Consider the following 17179-nt stretch of genomic DNA (forward strand, 5'->3'; position numbering starts at 1 on the left):
TGGGGGAATAGTAAAGACCCCCCATGCACCCGCCAGAGCCCGTCTACCCTTGCTACCTTCCGGTCCTGGGGGAGTTCAACAGGATGACGCCACATGAGGGGCCGTCAGATACTTTACCCGAACATGTGGCCCGACTCGAATCGGGTTCCCGTCACCGCCAGCCTTCCACGCGCCAGGTCATGAAGGCGGGCTCCTCGTACGGGTGCGCGGCACGCAAAGCAGCCACGACGGCGGCCAGCACCTGCTCTTCGATCACGCACTCGATGCGTTCCTCGGCAACTATTTCAGGGGTGCCTGGCCGTCCAAGGAAGGGCCGGGCGCCTTCTTGCGGTGTGAACCTCCCGGTCCCCGGCGTGACGAAAGAGCAGTGGGAGTAATTGCCCACGCGGCCAGCTCCAGCGTCGCCGATGGCATCCAGAACCTCCCGGGTGTGGGACGTGGGGACGTAAACCACCAGTGCATGCAGCTCTGCCATGGCCCCTATCCTGCCCGATGCCGCAAGGGGCCGGACACTTCGCGCATTCCATTGCTTATCCCCGCCGCAGCCGCGATCATTGGAACGTACACCGATTGGGGCAATCTCAAGGTTGTGAGCTGCGTGGCCTGGTTGGACGGGACGGACCCGGCAGCTCAACGGTGCACCAGGGAATGGGCGCATTGGGGGCGTCCATTTTCAGATTAAAGACGCCGACAGAAGTCTCCGCGGTGTGCGGACGCCGACGCCCCAAAGCTGCTCCGGACGGGCCAATTGGGCGATGCGGAAAAGTTCAGGTAATCTGGTACCTGCTTTTGATTCAGAAGCAGATGGAGAATTCGCCTAGCGGCCTATGGCGCACGCCTGGAACGCGTGTTGGGTTAACGCCCTCGGGGGTTCAAATCCCCCATTCTCCGCCGGTCAAGAACCCGGCCCCAGCAAACGTTGGGGCCGGGTTCTTGCTTTTCGCCGTCGTCGGCACTCTTTTCCCTGGCTTTTTCATGTCGCCGGCCTTGTCGGCGAAGGCTCGCTTACGCCAGGTCCGCCGACGGCTCCCCGAGCCGTGTCAGGCGCTGCCTCGCGGCGATTTCACTCGGACCCATGCGCCGGCCAATGCCGCCCAGGGCGAGGTGTACGACGCCGAGCACCACCTTCGTGGCCAGCCTCACCGGAAGGGGAAAGGGGCCCAGCCGTGGTACAGAAAGCCCCAGCATCTCGCGGTACCGGGGTTCCAGGCTGTATACGGCGCCGGCAAACAGGATGCGGTAACCGGGCCTCAGCAGGGGATGGAGCGGAGCGTTGCGGAGGAACTGCACGGTTTCCTCCACCCGTCCGTCTGCCCTCAGCTGGCCCTGCGCGTACCACCTGTCCAGTTGGCTGCGCATCTCCGCTTCAGTCGTCGGCGGGTTTTCCACCCCCATCATCCGGCCCGCTTGTGCCCACTCCCGGACGTAGGCGTCGGCGCCGCCGGGAATGGGGCCGCCCCAGGTCTTGTGGGCTGCGAGGAAGCCGTCCGTGAAGGCGATGTGGATCCAGCCGGCGAGTGCCGGATCGTTGGCACTGTAGGTGCGCTGGCCGCCGTTGTTGTCCTGGTAGCTGCCCTGGACCGGCTCGTGGAGGTGGCGGACACGCCGTGTTGCCTCCTCCGCCGCCGCAGTGGATCCGTACGTCACCGTGAAGATCCAGCGGATGGTGTTGGCCAGCCGGCGCAGGGGGTCATCACGGAAGTTGGAGTGCTCGTGAACGCCCGCCAAGGCGCCCGGATGCAGCGACTGCATCAGCAGCGTGCGGATGCCTCCCACGATGGGCGTCATGGAGCCGTGTACAGCCCAGACCGCTGAACCGGGCAGGTGGTAGCCGGCGTCGTCGCCTTCGGCCAGGCGCAGCGACCACTCCGGCGGGGCGTCGGCCTTGCCTGAAAAGGTCTTTTTGACTTCGTCCCGCCATGTACGAAGGACATTGCGCATGAACCATTGTTGCCCATTCCGGCCCGGACAGCAGTGCTCATGGCTTCAAGCGCAGATCCGCATCCCCCTAAGGCCCGATAAAAAACCCGTAATGCCCCGGCCCGGGGTTTCCACCTGTGAGGTCCTGTGGTCCCATGGGACATACCGTCGAGACAACGTGCGGCAGGCCACGTCGTGGAGTCAGTCAATTGGCGAAGAAATCCGTGTCCGGCAGCAGGAAGCCGGAGCAGCGAACGTTTCCCCCCGTTGCCCGCGCCGCCGCCGCTGCAGGTGTGATGGCCGCGTCTGTTTACGCCGTCAACCTTTCCGCCGCAGAACCGGGACAGCTGGCAGGGTCCGTGGCGCCTGCCGGAGTCAATCCGGGTGTTGCCGCTCCCTTCGGAACCCCGGACGCCGGCACGGGCCAAAAGGTGCAACGGCAATCAGCTCCGCCGGCATCGGACCAGGTTGTTGCGGGCGCACTTCCGCCTGCCATCCTGTCCGATCCGCAGGTCACCCTGGCGTTCCCGCACACCTCGATTGGAGGCGCCGACCAGGTGGGACCGGGGGCCCTGACCTTGGGACCCGCCGGCGCAGGCAGGCCGTTGGCCGGCTTCCTGATGTCACCGCTCCAGTCCCTTGACGCCAGTTCGCCTTACGGTCTCCGGGTCAGCCCGCTCAGCGGGACAGCGGGGGACTTCCATTTGGGCCAGGACTACGCAGCGGCCTGTGGCACGCCCGTCTACGCCGCTGATTCAGGTGTTGTGCGGGCCGCGGGCTGGCATCCTTGGGGCGGCGGCAACCGGATAGAGATCGACCACGGCGACGGCCTCATCACCACCTACAACCACCTTGAGTCCATCGGCGTGCGTACCGGCGACACGGTGAAGGTGGGCCAGGTTCTTGCACGCGTGGGCACCACGGGATGGTCCACGGGCTGCCACCTGCATTTTGAGGCCATCCTCAACGGCCGCTACACCAACCCCCTGCGGTGGAGCTTCCTCCAGCTCCGCGCGCTGGGCCAGGTTCCGGCCGACATGGTGTCGTTCGCGCCGGGGCAGGGGACCTCCACCGGCACGATCAGCTGGACCATTCCCCTCCAAGTGGACCCGGGCGATGGATCGCCCGCGGCCGGGCTGCTCCCGTCGCCATTCCCGCCGCTCCTGCCACGTGTTCCGAACCCGCTGCCGTCCGAACCTACGGGTATTGTTCTCCCGCCTCCCAGCGCGCAAAGGACGACGTCGGCCCCGCCACCGCCCGAACCTTCCGGAGGTGCCGTGCCGCCTTCGTCCGGCCCGGCACCCAGCGGACCGCCGGCTGCTGAGCCAGCCCCGGCGCCGTCGCCCACTTCGCCGAGTCCGTCGCCGTCGCCGTCGCCGTCGCCGTCGCCGTCGCCCGCAGAGCCAGCCAACCCGACTCCTACGCCTACTGAGCCTGCGCCGACTGAGCCGGTACCGAGTGAGCCTGCCCCGTCCGAACCTGTTCCGGCGCCGGATGAACCGGGCCCGATCGAGCCTGCGCCGACTGAGCCTGCGCCCATCGAACCGGTACCGAGTGAGCCGGCCCCGTCCGAGCCGGCACCCACGGATCCTGTTCCATTGCCCACCGAACCTGCCCCCATCGAGCCCGCACCTATCGAGCCCGCGCCTATCGAGCCCGCGCCCATCGAACCTGCACCTATCGAGCCCGCGCCTATCGAGCCGGCGCCCATCGAGCCGGCGCCCATCGAGCCGGCGCCCATCGAACCGGCGCCCATCGAACCTGTTCCGCCGCCGCCGGAACCGGCACCGGCACCGCAGCCAAGCGAACCCCTGCCAACGGCGCCCGCACCTGAGCCGGCGCCGACGACGGTGGCGCCTGCGCCAAGCCCCACGCCCTCGTTGACTGGACCTGCACCAACAACGCCGCCCGCCTAAGGAAATTTCATTCCTGACCCGTACATCGGGGGCACGGCATCGAACTCCCCATATGAACAATCCTTCGCTGATGCGCAGCCCGCGCCCCCTGTATCCGATCCCGTTGATTCTCAACGACGGCACCAGGACGAGTTTCGGGCAGTTCAAGGGAAAAGTAGTTTTGGTGGTCAATGTCGCCTCCAACTGTGGCTTCACCCGCCAATACGCCGGCCTCGAAGCTCTCTACGCCAAGTTCCGGGACCGGGGTTTCGAGGTCCTGGGCGTCCCGTGCAACCAGTTCGCGGGGCAGGAGCCCGGTACAGACGACGAAATCGCTGACTTTTGCGAACGGAATTTCGGCGTTACGTTCCCCCTGACGGCCAAGACTGATGTCCGCGGCAGGAAGCAGCACTTGCTCTACGGCGAGCTCACCAAGTTCCGGACCGGCCTGCTGCCGGGGCTGGTGAAGTGGAATTTCGAGAAGTTCCTGGTCAGCCGCGAGGGGGACGTAGTGGCCCGGTTCGCCCCCACGATCGAGCCGGACTCCGCAGAGATCATCGAGGCAATCGAGCATGCGCTCGGATAAAAGGTGGCCCGGCGGTTTGCCCACGCAAAAGCGCAGTTCTTGTAACTTTTTCCACATCAACGACGGCAATTTACCCCATGTTTGCCAAATGTCTGATTGGATAAATATTACTGAAGGGTACAAGGGAAGAACGGCTTCCCACCGACCATAGAGGTAGCAATGGAGCACATCGAGGCCGAACATCCCCGGCCGCGCCACTTCCTACTCCACCTGAGCGATCCCCACCTGTTGGGAGGTCCAGAACCCCTCTACGGAACCGTCGACAGCGAAGCCAGGCTCATCCAGCTCTTCGACGAAGTCAAAGCGTCCGGCGCCAGGCCCGAAGCCGTGATCTTTACGGGCGACCTCGCCGACAAGGGCGATCCCCAGGCCTACGTGAAGCTGCGCGCCATCGTCGAGCCCGCCTGCAGGGAGCTTGGCGCCCAGGTTATTTGGGCTATGGGCAACCACGATGATCGGGCCAATTTCCGCCAAGGCCTGCTGGACCAACCCGGCACGGATGAGCCGGTGGACCACAGCTACTTCATTAATGGGCTGCGCGTCATCACGCTGGACACCACCGTCCCGGGCTTCCACCACGGCGAATTGAGTGCCGCCCAACTGGAGTGGCTGGCCCGGCAGTTGGAAACCCCCGCACCGGACGGCACCATCCTGGCCCTCCACCACCCCCCGGTCCCATCCGTGCTGGATCTTTCGGTGCTGGTGGAACTGCGGGACCAGGCGTCGTTGGCCGCAGTGGTGCGCAACTCTGATGTCCGCACCATCCTGGCCGGGCACCTTCACTACTCCACCACGGCGGGCTTTGCCGGCGTTCCCGTCTCGGTCGCGTCCGCCTCCTGCTATACGCAGGACCTCAACGTTCCGGCGGGAGCCACCCGCGGGCGGGATGGCGGCCAGGCCTTCAACCTGGTCCATGTCTACGAGCACACCATCGTGCATTCTGTGGTCCCGCTGGGCAGCTCGCCCACTGTCGGCGAGTACGTGTCACCGGAAGAGACCGCCCGGCGGCTGGAAGCGGCCGGCATCCGGATCCCGGAAACCACCAAGCAGCGCGGCAGCGCCAGGCTTGGAAGCCCTATTCGGCGCTAGGGCCGCCGATGCCTGGGTGCCGGCCCCACGTGTGCGGGCCGGCACCTGCGCCCTGACCGCCCGGCTACTTTTCCCAGGGTGCCTTGATGGGGAAATAACGCTCCAGGAAGTTCGTCACCACTTCGGCGCGCTCATCGGCACTGACTTCAGGGAAACTGCCATCGTTCAGGCAGAAGAAGTCCATGTTCCGCTTGGCGAGCAGCTTGGGCAGGTACTTCAGTCCCGCGCGCATGGTGGTGTCCACGTAGCGCACCTTGGCCGCTGTCTGGGTGACGGCCCGGCCGGTGAGCAGGGCGTAGTAGTGGTAGAACGAGTTGGTCACGGAGATGTTGTCCGCCGCACGGAACCGGCTGGCCGCCGTCTTGCGGAACTCCTCCGGGAACTCCTGCTCCATCTGCTCCACCAGGCTGCGCCGCAGGGGCGCGGCCGTGTGCTCGAGGTGCCGGGTGGTGATACGGCCAAACCGGTTCCACAGGAGCTTGCGGTTCACCCGGGCAGCATTTTCGAAGCCGCTGCGCTCGGCGTCGTTCTCGCCCAGTCCAATCCGGGTTTCCGCCTCGATGAACTTGGTGATCCCGCCGGGAGTGAAAAACATGTCGGGGCTCACTGGGCGGCCAAAGAACATGTCGTCATTGGAGTACAGGAAGTGCTCGGACAGCCCCTCGATGTGGTGCAGCTGGCATTCCACAGCCTGTGAGTTGTGGGTGGGCAGCACGGAGGGATCGGCGAAGAATTCTTCACTGCGGACAATGGTGACGGACGGATGGTCCGCCAGCCAGGCAGGTGCGGGGGAGTCGGTGGCAATGAAAATACGGCGGATCCAGGGCGCAAACATGTACACGGACCGCAGGGCGTACTTGAGTTCGTCGATCTGCCGGAACCGTGCCTCGTGTTCATCACCTTCGCCCAGCACGTGCCCCTTCTGCTGGGCGCGGCGGGCGGCGATGTATTCCGGGGAACTGCCATCCACCCACGAGAAAACAATGTCGATGTCGAAGCTGATGTCGCTTGCATGGTCGGCGAACATGTTCTCGATGGTGGGCCAGGTGTGGCCGTAACGCTCAACAGTCCCGCGAACTGCATCCTGGCGCAGCAGCGTCCTGCGGGTCAGGGAGTTCTCAATGGGGAGGATCAGCTGTTCCCCCTCGAAGGACCACAGCTCGATCTGGACGCCGGCGGAGGCGCCGAACTCAAAACCGCCCACCGGCTCCACCCGGGGCCGGTACAAGCGAAAAATTCGTGCCTGCCGGCTGGGGGACAGTTCGCCGTCTGCCACCAGGACGGAGGTCTTCTTCTTGGCATCCACCGTCATGGAGTAGAAGGGCTCATCGCGGCAGGCCTCCACCAGCGCGGCGCGGAGCTTCTTCCGGTCCTTCCAGTCCACGGCCAGCACAGGGCGGTCGTTGTTGCCGCGGACCAGGAGGTAGGAGAGGTCGGCGTTCGCCAGGACATTGCGCAGGAACAGCAGGTCTTCCACCATGGCCTGATAAGGGGTCCTGGTGTCATTGGTCAGGGCGTAGCGGCCCTTGTGCCGGATGACGTCAGTCCGGTGGCTGAGCCGCTGCTCCGCCGCCCGTGATGTGATCTCGGCGTGAAATTGTTCCTCCACGGACGCCTGGCCGCCGTAGTAGACCTCGTCCTGGACCGGTGCTTCTGTAATGGTTATCTCCGCGCTTCTGGAAGTGGGCATTCTTACCTGCATGATAGTCCTGCCGGAGTAACTGCATGTTCCGGGGCGCCGTCGGGGCCCCGCAGTCACCGTCGGACGGTAGCCCGGCAGGGGCTCAGTCGTCCAGCGCCTCGCGCCATGCGCGCAGGAAGGCGCCGCCGGCGTCGTCATGGATAACCGTGGCTTCCAGCCCCAGGTCCTCCGCCGTGAGTACCGGGTAGGGCTTGTTGGGTACGCCGTCGGCAGGACGCACGTCGACGTGCTTCACGGCGTGGTCATTGTGGTGCAGCCAGTCGGCCATGGCGTAGTCGGTGCGCGAGTCACCCACGGTCCGCCACGCCTGCGGCGTGATGCCCTGGGCGGCAAGCAGCTCCACCGCCCGGCTGGCGCCCAGGTCCTTCCCCAGGCGCACGGACTCGATGTCCGTGGAGATGATGGTGGGATCGACGCGGTAGTCCACCTCGTCGTCGGAATTGGGGACGTGGTGGTCCAGGCGGACAACGCCCAGCCCGTGGCGCGCCATAAGCTCCATGGCCTCGGCGTCGAACAGCTTCTGCTCGGCCAGGTAGTCGGCGCTGGGTACATCGATGTGCTGCTCCACAGACACCATGGCGCGCTTGGTCTCATCAAAGAACATGTGAGCCGCATAGTCCTCTGCCACCAGCCGGCGGATGTCCTCGCCGTACGCTGCCGGCACGGCCAGCTCCCGGTCCACGTGGATGGGACCCGGCCCGGCGGAGGTGTAGCTGAACCAGACCGCCCCCTTTTCGCAGATGGCGTGGATGACGGTGCCTGCCGGGATGCCTGCCGCGATCATCGGCTCCATCACCTGCTCGCGGATGAAGGCGTCGGAGCGGCCGGTGTTGAAGATGACGGGGATCCCTGCCGCGGCGAGGGCCACCAGGTCACGGATGATGTCCGGCTTGACGTTCCGGGTCACCGGGCTGGCCACCGGTCCGTCCACATCCAGCAGGAGCGCCAGCGGCGGTGGGGACGGCAGTCGGATTCCGGGCGCGGGTACGGCGGGGGACTCGGTTGCTGTCATGGCTCCATTGTCTCAGCAAGGCCGGCGGTGCCTGCGCAGGCACCAAGCGCGCGGACGTGGCGTTTTGTCACTGTTTGGCTACAACCTGGCACCTGCCAGCCCTGCTACTTTCGCTGGCGCACTGCGGTGCCTACTGTGGCATGGTGATATTCAAAGCTGTGGGCGAGGGCCGCCCTTACCCCGACCATGGTTACAACACTCCGAAACAGTGGGCATCCCTGCCGCCGCGGCCCGTCAGGCTGGACGAATTGGTGACCACCAAGCGCACCCTGGACCTGGAAGCGCTGCTGGCAGAGGACTCCACCTTCTTTGGTGACCTTTTCCCTCACGTCGTGCAGTACCAGGGCACGTTGTACCTGGAGGACGGGCTGCACCGCGCCGTCCGGACCGCACTGCACCAGCGCACTGCAATCCACGCCAGGGTCCTGGTGCTCGATGGCTAGGAAGCGGCCGCAGGACCCCGGCGTCCTGCATGGCCACCATGTTGTTTCCGGCCCGGAGCTGCGCGCCGCCCTGGAGGCGGCCAAGGACGCCGATGAGACCGCCCGGGTGCGCCGCCGCGTTTTGCACGGCGTGGTGCTGGTTCTGCTGATCGGCCTGATCGCGGCCGGCATCATCCTTGCCATGGCCATCATCAATGGCCGGCTGAAAATTCCTGCCGCCGAACCGGCCCCGACGCCGGTATCGTCCTGCCCCGCCTCGACCTTCGATTACACGCCCAACGACAAAGTCAGCCTCAATGTCCTGAACTCCACCAGCCGGGCCGGGCTCGCCCGCTCCGTGGCGGACGAGTTCCTGGCCCGGAAGTTCGTGGTGGGGAACGTAGCGAACGTCAACGCCGGCTACCGGGGCGTGGCTGCGGTGGTGTCAGGTGCGGCCGGACAAGCCGCGGCTTTCACGGTGCAGCGCAATCTCCAGGGGTCGGACTATTTCCAGGACGGCAGGACCGACGCCAGCGTTGACGTGATCCTGGCGCAGGACTACAAGGCGCTCGTCCCGCCGGAGCTGGTGGACCAGACGCCGGGCCAGCTCAGCTGCCCCAGGGAAAGCCGGCGCATAGCCGACCCGGACAAGCTGCCCGTCACCCCTGCGGCCTGATCATTTTGCCCCTGATTTCTTGGGCCCCGCACCTGGTGGCTGCTTGCTAACTGGCCACCGCCGGAAGCTGCGCCACCCGAATGGGCCGCCCCTCGTCGTCGAACCTTGCACCTGCGCCCAACTGGATGAACCGCACGGTCCGGGCCACCCGGGCCTCCAGTTCGGCGGGCTCGTCGCTGCCCCTCGCCGCGCTGGAGGACAGGGTGCCCAGGATCAGCTGTGACTGCTGGCCCACATCGGCCACCGGCAGGTAGCCCTGCTCCATGCCGTCCCGCAGGATGCCCTGGAGCAGGACGCTGAGCTCACCCACGTGGTCGGAAAGCTTGGCAAAGGACGACGGCGACAGTACGGCACCCATGGCAGGTCCCGGCGGGAGGTGGCGGCGGCTGAGGTCAACCACCTGGGCGCGGACGTACAGGGCCAGCCGTTCCACCGGGTTCTCCAGGCGCTCCAGCGCGTCGCGCAGGTCGGAGAGGAACTTCTCGGTCTCATCGAGGGCGTAGGAGATCAGGAGCTCTTCGATGTCCGCGAAGTAGTTGTAGACGGCGGTCCTGCCAATGCCTGCATGGCGCGCAACATCAGTCATGGTCAGCCCTGGAAGGCCATGGGTGAACAGTAGCTCGCCGAAAGCGGTGAGGATGCGGCGCTGGGTCTCCGCGCGTTGTTCGGTATTGCTGGCCGCTGAAATCCTGGGCATGCGGACACTTTACCGCTATGTGTCAGTAAAGTGCGCTAGACGGCGCAGCCGTCCGGACCGCAGGCTTCAGCTTCCGTGGAATTGACCAGGACCAGAGGATTCGCTTCCTGCCAGGCCTGGTTCAGGGCGGCGGTGAACGTCTCCGTGGGCTGGGCTCCGGACAACCCGAACTTGCGGTCGATTACGAAGAACGGGACCCCGCTGATGCCCAGGCCACGGGCCTCCTGGAAATCGAACCGGACCTCGTCCGAGTACTTGTCCGTGGTGAACAGCTCATCCACCTCGGGAGCCGGCAAGCCCAGGTCCCTGCCGAGGGCGGTCAGATACTCCCGGCTGCCGATGTCCTTGCCGTGCTCGAAGTGATCGCTGAGCAGGCGTTCCTTCGCCGCATCCTGCTTGCCGTGTGCCGCGGCCAGGTGGATCAGGCGGTGGGCGGTGAAGCTGTTGGCCACCACCACCTTGTCGAACCGGTAGTACAGGCCTTCGCCCTTTGCCTGCTGGGCCACGTGCTCGAACATTTGGGAGACCTGCTGGGCCGGCATGCCCTTGCGGCTGCTCAGGTACTCCAGTTCGGTGCCGTCGTAGTGTTCCGGCAGCGTGGGATCCAGCTGGTAGCTCCGCCACACCACGTCAACGGCGTCGCGGTGGGGAAATGCAGCCAGGGCAGCTTCGAACCGTCGCTTGCCGATAAAGCACCACGGGCACGCGACGTCCGACCAGATCTCAATCTTCATGTTTCTCACAACCCGCGTACCGCGGGCGCCATTCCGGGCCGGCGGTATGACATTCAGCACACTGGGTCTTGTCTTGGAGCCGCTGCTGGGTAGATAGTCGGAGCAGAGGCGTCGAGCAGCGGGCCCTTTCGAAGTGGAAAGCACCGCGGAATACGAAATTGTCCCGGTGGAAGTTTCGCCCGGCCAGCTGGGGAGCCCGGCCTGTATCACCTGGGAGGCCAGGAATGCGGATTGGACTGGTTTCGGGACCTTGGATTCCCGTTCCCCCCGTAATGTACGGGGGCACTGAAAGAGTAGTTGACACCCTTGCCCGCGGCTTCATGGCCGCAGGTCATGAGGTGTTACTGGCGGCGCCGACGGAGAGCGCGTGTCCCGTGCCGCTCGTTCCCGGAATGCGTCCGGCAGACTACGGCGGACTGGGTACCACCATGTCGGAGTTGAGCCATGTAATCAGGGCCTATGAGGGGCTGCAGGACGTGGACGTCATCCACGACCACACCTTCATTGGGCCCCTCTACCTGCACCGGCCGGCAGGGGTGCCGGTGGCGACCACTATCCACGGGCCCATCCACGAGCAGGCGGCAGACATCTATCGCGCCGTTGCCCGGAAGGGCGCTGTCATTGCCATTTCAAGGGACCAGGCATCACACGCACCCACGGTTCCCGTGACCCGCGTGATCCATCATGGCATGGACCTTTCGGCCGTACCGGTTGGGTCCGGAAGCGGCGGCTACCTGTGCTTCCTGGGCCGCTCGTGCCCGGACAAGGGCCTTGTTGAGGCCATCACCATCGCCCGGCAGGCCGGGATGCACCTGAAGATCGCGGTCAAAATGCGGGAGCCGGACGAAATCCGCTACTTCCGGGAAGTTATTGAACCAATGCTGGGTCCCAACGAGGACTTCGTGGGCGAGGTGGACGACGCCGCCAAATACCGGCTGATGGGGGAGGCAGCAGCCTTCCTGAACCCCATCCAGTGGGCCGAACCTTTCGGGCTGGTGATGATCGAAGCCCTGGCCACCGGTACGCCCGTGGTGGGGACGTACATCGGCTCCGCCCCGGAAATCGTGAAGCACGGGCGCACCGGGTTCCTCGGAACGACAGAGGAACTGGCAGGCTTCATTCCCGCTGCTGCCGCCCTGGACCGGGCTGGTTGCCGCAAATCCGTTGAGGACAAATTCAGTGCCCAACGGATGGTGGCCCAACACCTGGAACTCTTCGGTGACCTGATTGAGGGACGCATGCCACCAGGGGTTCCACACGGTACCCGCTTGCACCAGAATCGATAGGGGCAGAACTGCTTTCCCGATCCCCGGGGCAGCTTCCCCTTCAGAAGGGAGTCTTTCCATGACCGCTTGGAACGAAGACATAGAGGCGACCGGGTCCGATTCAGGCGCGGTTACGGTCCTGGAAGGATCTTCGTTCTGTATCTCCGCAGCCAGCGGCGACATCAGCGCCGACGCCGGCACGAACGGAGCGTTCTACCAGGACACCCGCATCGTGTCCCGCTGGATACTGCGCGTCAACGGCTCGCTGCGCGAACCGCTTTCAGCCCAACGGCCCCACCCCTTCCAGGCCACCTTCGTAGGGCGGGCGAAGTGGCCCGGCGGAAAATTCGACAGTCCACTGGTTGTCCGGCAGGTGCGGCACATCGGCCCGGGTCTGCAGGACGACATCACGCTGGAAAATTATGCCGCCGAGCCCGTGGAATGCGACATCGAGCTCCTTGTCGATGCTGACCAGGCCGACCTGTTCGACGTAAAAGGTGGACGAACCACGGGGGCGGATGACACCACCCGGACCGTTTCAGGGGGCAGGCTTGTCATCGAGGCGGCGCGCCATGGCCAGCAGCGCGGCTCTGCGATCGGGGCCCGGGACGCGGAGGTTACCACCGAGGGCCTGCGCTTCCGGGTGACCGTCCCCGCCCGGGGAAAATGGGCCACCAGTGTGATTGTGGTGCCGCTGGTGAACGGAGAAGCGCCGGAAGAGCCATTCACGGAAGGACAACTGCCGCACCACCGCGAGGGTGTGCGCCGGCACCTGGCCTGGGAGGAAGCCCTCCCCAGGATCAGCATCGAGGACGCCAGCCTCCAAAACCTGCTCAACCGGAGCCAGAGTGATCTTGGTGCCCTGCGCATCTTCGACGCCCACCATCCGGAGCGGGCAGCGGTTGCTGCCGGTGCGCCGTGGTTCATGGCGCTGTTTGGGCGGGACTCGCTGCTGACCTCCTACATGAGCCTCATGGTCAACCCAAACCTCGCCCTGGGCACGCTGCAGACCCTTGCCGGGATCCAGGGAAAGAAGGTGGACCCGGACTCGGAGGAGGAACCCGGGCGGATCCCGCACGAGGTCCGGCTCGGCGTGACAGCAGGTCTTTCGCTCGGCGGCACGGCCTATTACGGGACGGCAGATGCAACGCCACTCTTCGTGGCTGTCCTCGGCGAGCTGAGCCGTTGGGGACTCTCCCGGGACAAGATCCAGCCACTGCTGGCACATGCCGACCGTGCGCTGGACTGGATCGAAAAATACGGCGACCGGGACGGCGATGGGTTCGTCGAATACCTCCGCGCCAACGACCACGGCCTGGTCAACCAGGGCTGGAAGGACTCCTGGGACGGCATCAACTTCGCCGATGGCACCATCGCTGAAGCGCCGATCGCCCTGTGTGAGGTCCAGGCATACGTGTACTCGGCCTACCTGGGCAGGTCACTGCTGGCCCATTGGAGCGGTGACCCGGCCCTGGAACTGCACTGGGCCGATAAGGCCGCGGCATTCAAGGAGGAGTTCAACAAGAAGTTCTGGCTGCCGGATAAGGGCTACTTCGCCGTGGCGCTGGACAAGGACAAGCGGCCGGTCGACGCCCTGACGTCCAACATCGGACACTGCCTCTGGACCGGCATCGTGGACCAGGACAAAGCCGAGTCCGTGATGGAGCACCTGATGTCCCCGCAGATGTTCACCGGCTGGGGGATCCGCACCCTGGCCTCGGACATGGGCGCCTACAACCCCGTCAGCTACCACAACGGCTCGGTCTGGCCGCATGATACGGCGCTGGTGGCCACCGGCCTGATGCGGTACGGGTTCGTGGACGAGGCCAAGCGGGTAGCCCTGGGGATCTTCGACGCCGCTGCGCACTTCGACGGTCGGCTGCCGGAACTGTTCTGCGGCTTCGACCGCGGGGAATTCCCCAGCCCGGTGCCCTATCCCACAGCATGCTCCCCGCAGGCCTGGGCGGCCGCTGCGCCCGTCCAGCTCGCCCGGATCCTGCTCCGGTTCGACCCCGTCTTCACCCGCGACGTGGTGCACCTGGCACCCATCCTGCCCGAAGTCGTGGGATCGTTCCGGGCCGAAAACGTCATGCTGGACTCCAGCAGGGTGACCATCAGCGCCGCCGGAACCAAGGGCAGTATCGATGGGCTTCCGCCGGGACTCAGACTCCTGACCGAGCCCCGCCCGCCGCTGGCCTACCCGCCTAACGGTTTTGCCGGCAGTTCCGTGCGCCAGGGGCAGAACCAGCCGGGCAGTTGAACCAGGGTCAGGGCAGGGAGCGCTCCAGCACAAAGTCATGTTCAACAGTGCTGCCCAGCCGGAACGACTTGGTGCCCACCTTGCGGAAACCGGATTTTTCGTAGAACCGGATGGCTCGGGCGTTCTGGCTGTTCACGCCCAACCAGGTTCCGGAACCGCCGCATGCTGCAGCGGCCTGGAGGCTGGCGTGCATGAGTTCGGCGGCCGCGCCCAGGCCGTGGTAGTCCGGGTGGACGTAGCACTTGCTGATTTCCACGGACGGCAGCAGGGTCAGGACAGAGGCCACATCGGGATCCGTTGCGGGCCGGTCCACCAGCAGGCTGTAGCCATTGAGCTGGCCGTCGGCATCGACGACCAGGACGGTGGTGTCCGGGTCCGCAAGGTACCCCTTGAAGTGTTCCTCGCTCAGCGTGTTGGCCAGGTGGGCGGCAATGTCGGCAGGTGACGACGACGGCGGGCAGGCCAGCGGAAAGGTGACGGCCGCCAGCGCAGCCAACGCGCCGGCGTCGTCCGCTGTTGCCCTGCGGATGGTGTGGGTCATGCTGTTCTTCCGGGTCAGGCGGTGATGGTTCGGATGGGGGAGCCGGCCAGCCAGGCGGTGATGTCCTCAAGGGCGCCGCCGTAAAACTGTCGGTAGCTTTCCTGGGTGACGTAGCCCAGGTGGGGGGAGAGCACGGTGTTGGGCGCAGCCAGGAGCGGGTGCCCGGCCTGCAGGGGTTCCTGGTCGAAGACGTCCAAGGCGGCGCCCCGGATCCACCCCTCATTCAGCGCTTTGATCAGCGACTCCTGATCCACGAGCGGCCCGCGGGCGGTGTTCACCAGGATGCCGTCAGGCCCCAGCAGCCGCAGCTCTGCCTCGCCCACCGTGTTCTCCGAGCGTGGGGAGAGCCGCAGGTGGAGGGTGGCCACGTCGGCAACCGTGAAGAGCTCCTCCTTGGACACCAGCCGGGCACCGGCCTCCTTGGCCGCGTCCGCAGTGAGATTCTGGCTCCACGCCACCACATCCATGCCGAAGGCCTGCCCGTAGGTGGCCACCCGCCGTCCGATCTTGCCCAGCCCCACGATCCCCAGCGTCTTTCCGGCCAGCTCCACACCAACAGTCGACTGCCACGTTCCGGCCCGGAGGGAGTTCTCCTCCGCTGGAAGGTGCCGGGCGATGGCCAGCAGCAGGGCCCAGGTCAGTTCCGGCGCTGCCGTGGGCGAACCGGGCGTGCCGCACACCGTTACTCCGTGCTCGGCCGCGGCTGCCACGTCGATGGCGGCGTTCGCCATTCCGGTGGTGACCAGCAGCTCAAGCCCTGGAAGCTTCTCAAACACCTCGCGCGGGAACGCCGTCCGCTCACGCATCGCAATCACCATGGTGGTGTCCGCCAGCGCCGAAACCAGGGCGTCCCGGGAAGCGAAAGGCTCGCGGTAGGAGGTCACGGTGACCCCCTCCGCCTCCAAGGCCGCGAAGTCGGCGAAGCCGTGGGCTACGTCCTGGTAGTCGTCGAGGATGGCCAAGCGGTGCGTCATGGGTGTCCTTCCCAGTTTGCTGCGTCCTTGGGTCACGTTCATCGTATGGCAGCGCCGGCCGGGAGGGCGCCTAAAACTCCAGCAACGCCGGGCATGATAGCAATGGGAGTGATGAATCCTCGCCCATTCCCGATTTTGTCCCTGTGAGCGGCCGCGTCCTGTCCCGCATTCCGAAAAGCTGGGTCCTGCTGGCCTGCATCGGCCTGCTTGCGCTGAACCTCCGCGGCCCTTTCGTCGCCGTCGCACCCCTGGTGGACCTCATGCAGGCGGAACTGCATTTTTCGCCGGTCATGCTGGGGCTGCTGACCAGCATCCCCGTCCTCTGCTTCTCGCTCGCGGCTCCCTTGGCGTCCCTTGCGGCCCGGAAATTCGGTGCCGAGTTCGCCGTTACGCTGACCATCCTGGGAGTCCTGGCCGGCGTGCTGGTGCGCTCCGCCGGGGGCCCGGTGCTGGTGGTGGCCGGCACGGTGGTCCTTGGCGTGGCCATCACGGTGGGCAACATCGCGGTGCCGCTGATCATCCGCCGCGATTTCGCTCCGCGGCGGCAGGGGACGGCCATGGGAATCTACACCGCCGCGCTGAACATCGGGTCCTTCCTGACCTCGGTCATCATGGCTCCGCTTGCGGCCGCGACGGGGTGGAGAGTTGCCTTGGCCAGTGTTGCCGTCCTGGCCGTCGCCGCCGTGGTGGTGTGGGTCCTGGCGGTGGGACCGCGGACGGCATTCCTGGCTGAGGCTGAGGATGGCGGGGACGCGCCACTCGCGAGGGTGGGGGGTTCCGGCTGGATCACGTTCGGGCTTACGGCCGGGTTCGGTGGCCAGGCGTTCTCCTACTACGGAGTCACGGCGTGGCTGCCCAGCTACCTGCACGACGAGCTGGGCATGAGCGCCGCAGAGGCCGGAGCCGCCTCCTCGATCTTCCAGATCCTCGCCATAGTGGGCGGGCTCGGCGTGCCATTTGCAGCCAAATATATGAGCACGACGGCGGTGGCGGTCACCCTGGGTGCCTTGTGGCTTCCCGTTCCGGTGGGGCTGCTTCTCGCGCCGCAGTTGTGGTGGCTGTGGTCAACGTCCGGCGGCATCGCCCAGGGCGGCGGCATCACGTTGATCTTCATCGCCATCATCAAGCTGGCCCGCGACCAGGCCTCCGCCGGGCGGATGTCCGCCACCGTCCAGGGCCTGGGCTACTGCCTCGGAGCGGTGGCCCCGCCGCTGGTGGGCTTCGTGCACGACAGCGCGGAGTCGTGGACCCCCGCGTTGCTGGTCATCCTGGTTTCGGTGCTGACCTTCTTCGTCAGCACCACCCTCTCTGTGCGGAAGGTGCCTAAAGGCCGCTAAGGCGAGGTGCCGCCGTCGGGCTTCTTCTTTAAACACCTCACGCGAGATGCCATTTGAGCGCAATGTTTC

General features: G+C 65.9%; 16 protein-coding genes, 1 tRNA gene and 1 other RNA gene. 9 read left to right on the forward strand and 9 right to left on the reverse strand.

The window, feature by feature from the left end; translation table 11 throughout:
- Positions 1-9 precede the first annotated feature (9 nt).
- Positions 10-106, reverse strand: an RNA gene (ffs, locus tag LFT46_RS02670) — signal recognition particle sRNA small type.
- 45 nt (positions 107-151) lie between these two features.
- The gene (locus tag LFT46_RS02675) at positions 152-475 is read right to left on the reverse strand and encodes a hypothetical protein (RefSeq protein WP_236800952.1); all 324 of its coding nucleotides are present in this window, start codon (positions 473-475) and stop codon (positions 152-154) included.
- 331 nt (positions 476-806) lie between these two features.
- Between LFT46_RS02675 and LFT46_RS02680 the strand changes: the two genes are divergently transcribed.
- Positions 807-891: transfer RNA gene (locus LFT46_RS02680), tRNA-Ser, on the forward strand.
- Positions 892-1005: 114 nt separating this feature from the next.
- Here the strand turns inward: LFT46_RS02680 and LFT46_RS02685 are convergent.
- Positions 1006-1941, reverse strand: coding sequence for an oxygenase MpaB family protein (locus LFT46_RS02685; RefSeq protein WP_236800953.1), 936 nt, complete (start codon positions 1939-1941; stop codon positions 1006-1008).
- Between the two features lie 188 nt (positions 1942-2129).
- Here LFT46_RS02685 and LFT46_RS02690 point away from each other — a divergent pair, with 188 nt between their 5' ends.
- The 3 genes from LFT46_RS02690 (at position 2130) to LFT46_RS02700 (ending at position 5490) form a co-directional block, all read left to right on the forward strand.
- Positions 2130-3836: a M23 family metallopeptidase gene (locus LFT46_RS02690; RefSeq protein WP_236821183.1), complete on the forward strand. Its 1707-nt coding sequence runs from the start codon at positions 2130-2132 to the stop codon at positions 3834-3836.
- A 52-nt stretch (positions 3837-3888) separates the two neighbouring features.
- Complete coding sequence (locus tag LFT46_RS02695) at positions 3889-4401, forward strand: glutathione peroxidase (RefSeq protein ID WP_236821184.1); 513 nt, start codon at positions 3889-3891, stop codon at positions 4399-4401.
- 159 nt (positions 4402-4560) lie between these two features.
- Positions 4561-5490, forward strand: coding sequence for a phosphodiesterase (locus tag LFT46_RS02700; protein WP_236800956.1), 930 nt, complete (start codon positions 4561-4563; stop codon positions 5488-5490).
- Positions 5491-5554: 64 nt separating this feature from the next.
- Here LFT46_RS02700 and LFT46_RS02705 read toward each other — a convergent pair whose 3' ends face one another.
- Together LFT46_RS02705 and LFT46_RS02710 are read right to left on the reverse strand one after the other, a co-directional pair.
- On the reverse strand, positions 5555-7180 hold the full coding sequence (locus LFT46_RS02705; RefSeq protein ID WP_373462145.1) for a stealth family protein: 1626 nt from the start codon (positions 7178-7180) through the stop codon (positions 5555-5557).
- 94 nt (positions 7181-7274) lie between these two features.
- Positions 7275-8204 carry a hypothetical protein gene (locus tag LFT46_RS02710; RefSeq protein WP_236821185.1) on the reverse strand — a complete coding sequence of 310 codons (930 nt, stop codon included), beginning with the start codon at positions 8202-8204 and terminating at the stop codon, positions 7275-7277.
- 143 nt (positions 8205-8347) lie between these two features.
- Here LFT46_RS02710 and LFT46_RS02715 point away from each other — a divergent pair, with 143 nt between their 5' ends.
- Positions 8348-8647: a type II toxin-antitoxin system VapB family antitoxin gene (locus tag LFT46_RS02715; RefSeq protein WP_181422479.1), complete on the forward strand. Its 300-nt coding sequence runs from the start codon at positions 8348-8350 to the stop codon at positions 8645-8647.
- Complete coding sequence (locus LFT46_RS02720) at positions 8640-9302, forward strand: LytR C-terminal domain-containing protein (protein WP_236821186.1); 663 nt, start codon at positions 8640-8642, stop codon at positions 9300-9302. Before LFT46_RS02715 ends, LFT46_RS02720 begins: the two co-directional genes overlap by 8 nt.
- 46 nt (positions 9303-9348) lie before the next feature.
- On the opposite strand, the gene LFT46_RS02725 is transcribed toward LFT46_RS02720, so the two are convergent.
- Both LFT46_RS02725 and LFT46_RS02730 read right to left on the reverse strand, forming a co-directional pair.
- Complete coding sequence (locus tag LFT46_RS02725) at positions 9349-9999, reverse strand: TetR/AcrR family transcriptional regulator (RefSeq protein ID WP_236800959.1); 651 nt, start codon at positions 9997-9999, stop codon at positions 9349-9351.
- A gap of 35 nt (positions 10000-10034) precedes the next feature.
- Positions 10035-10733 (reverse strand): DsbA family oxidoreductase, encoded by a 699-nt coding sequence (locus tag LFT46_RS02730; RefSeq protein ID WP_236800960.1) that lies wholly within the window; start codon positions 10731-10733, stop codon positions 10035-10037.
- A 224-nt stretch (positions 10734-10957) separates the two neighbouring features.
- Between LFT46_RS02730 and LFT46_RS02735 the strand changes: the two genes are divergently transcribed.
- Positions 10958-12019, forward strand: a complete 1062-nt coding sequence (locus LFT46_RS02735) for a glycosyltransferase family 4 protein (protein ID WP_236800962.1) — start codon at positions 10958-10960, stop codon at positions 12017-12019.
- A 58-nt stretch (positions 12020-12077) separates the two neighbouring features.
- A complete protein-coding gene (locus LFT46_RS02740) occupies positions 12078-14258 on the forward strand; it encodes an amylo-alpha-1,6-glucosidase (protein ID WP_236800963.1) in 2181 nt (726 codons plus the stop codon).
- A gap of 7 nt (positions 14259-14265) precedes the next feature.
- On the opposite strand, the gene LFT46_RS02745 is transcribed toward LFT46_RS02740, so the two are convergent.
- Positions 14266-14799, reverse strand: a complete 534-nt coding sequence (locus LFT46_RS02745) for a GNAT family N-acetyltransferase (RefSeq protein WP_236800964.1) — start codon at positions 14797-14799, stop codon at positions 14266-14268.
- 14 nt (positions 14800-14813) lie between these two features.
- Complete coding sequence (locus LFT46_RS02750; protein WP_236800965.1) at positions 14814-15773, reverse strand: D-2-hydroxyacid dehydrogenase family protein; 960 nt, start codon at positions 15771-15773, stop codon at positions 14814-14816.
- A gap of 143 nt (positions 15774-15916) precedes the next feature.
- Here LFT46_RS02750 and LFT46_RS02755 point away from each other — a divergent pair, with 143 nt between their 5' ends.
- Positions 15917-17110, forward strand: a complete 1194-nt coding sequence (locus LFT46_RS02755) for an MFS transporter (protein ID WP_236821187.1) — start codon at positions 15917-15919, stop codon at positions 17108-17110.
- Positions 17111-17179: the final 69 nt, after the last annotated feature.

Source organism: Arthrobacter sp. FW306-07-I (assembly GCF_021800405.1).
GTDB lineage: Bacteria > Actinomycetota > Actinomycetes > Actinomycetales > Micrococcaceae > Arthrobacter.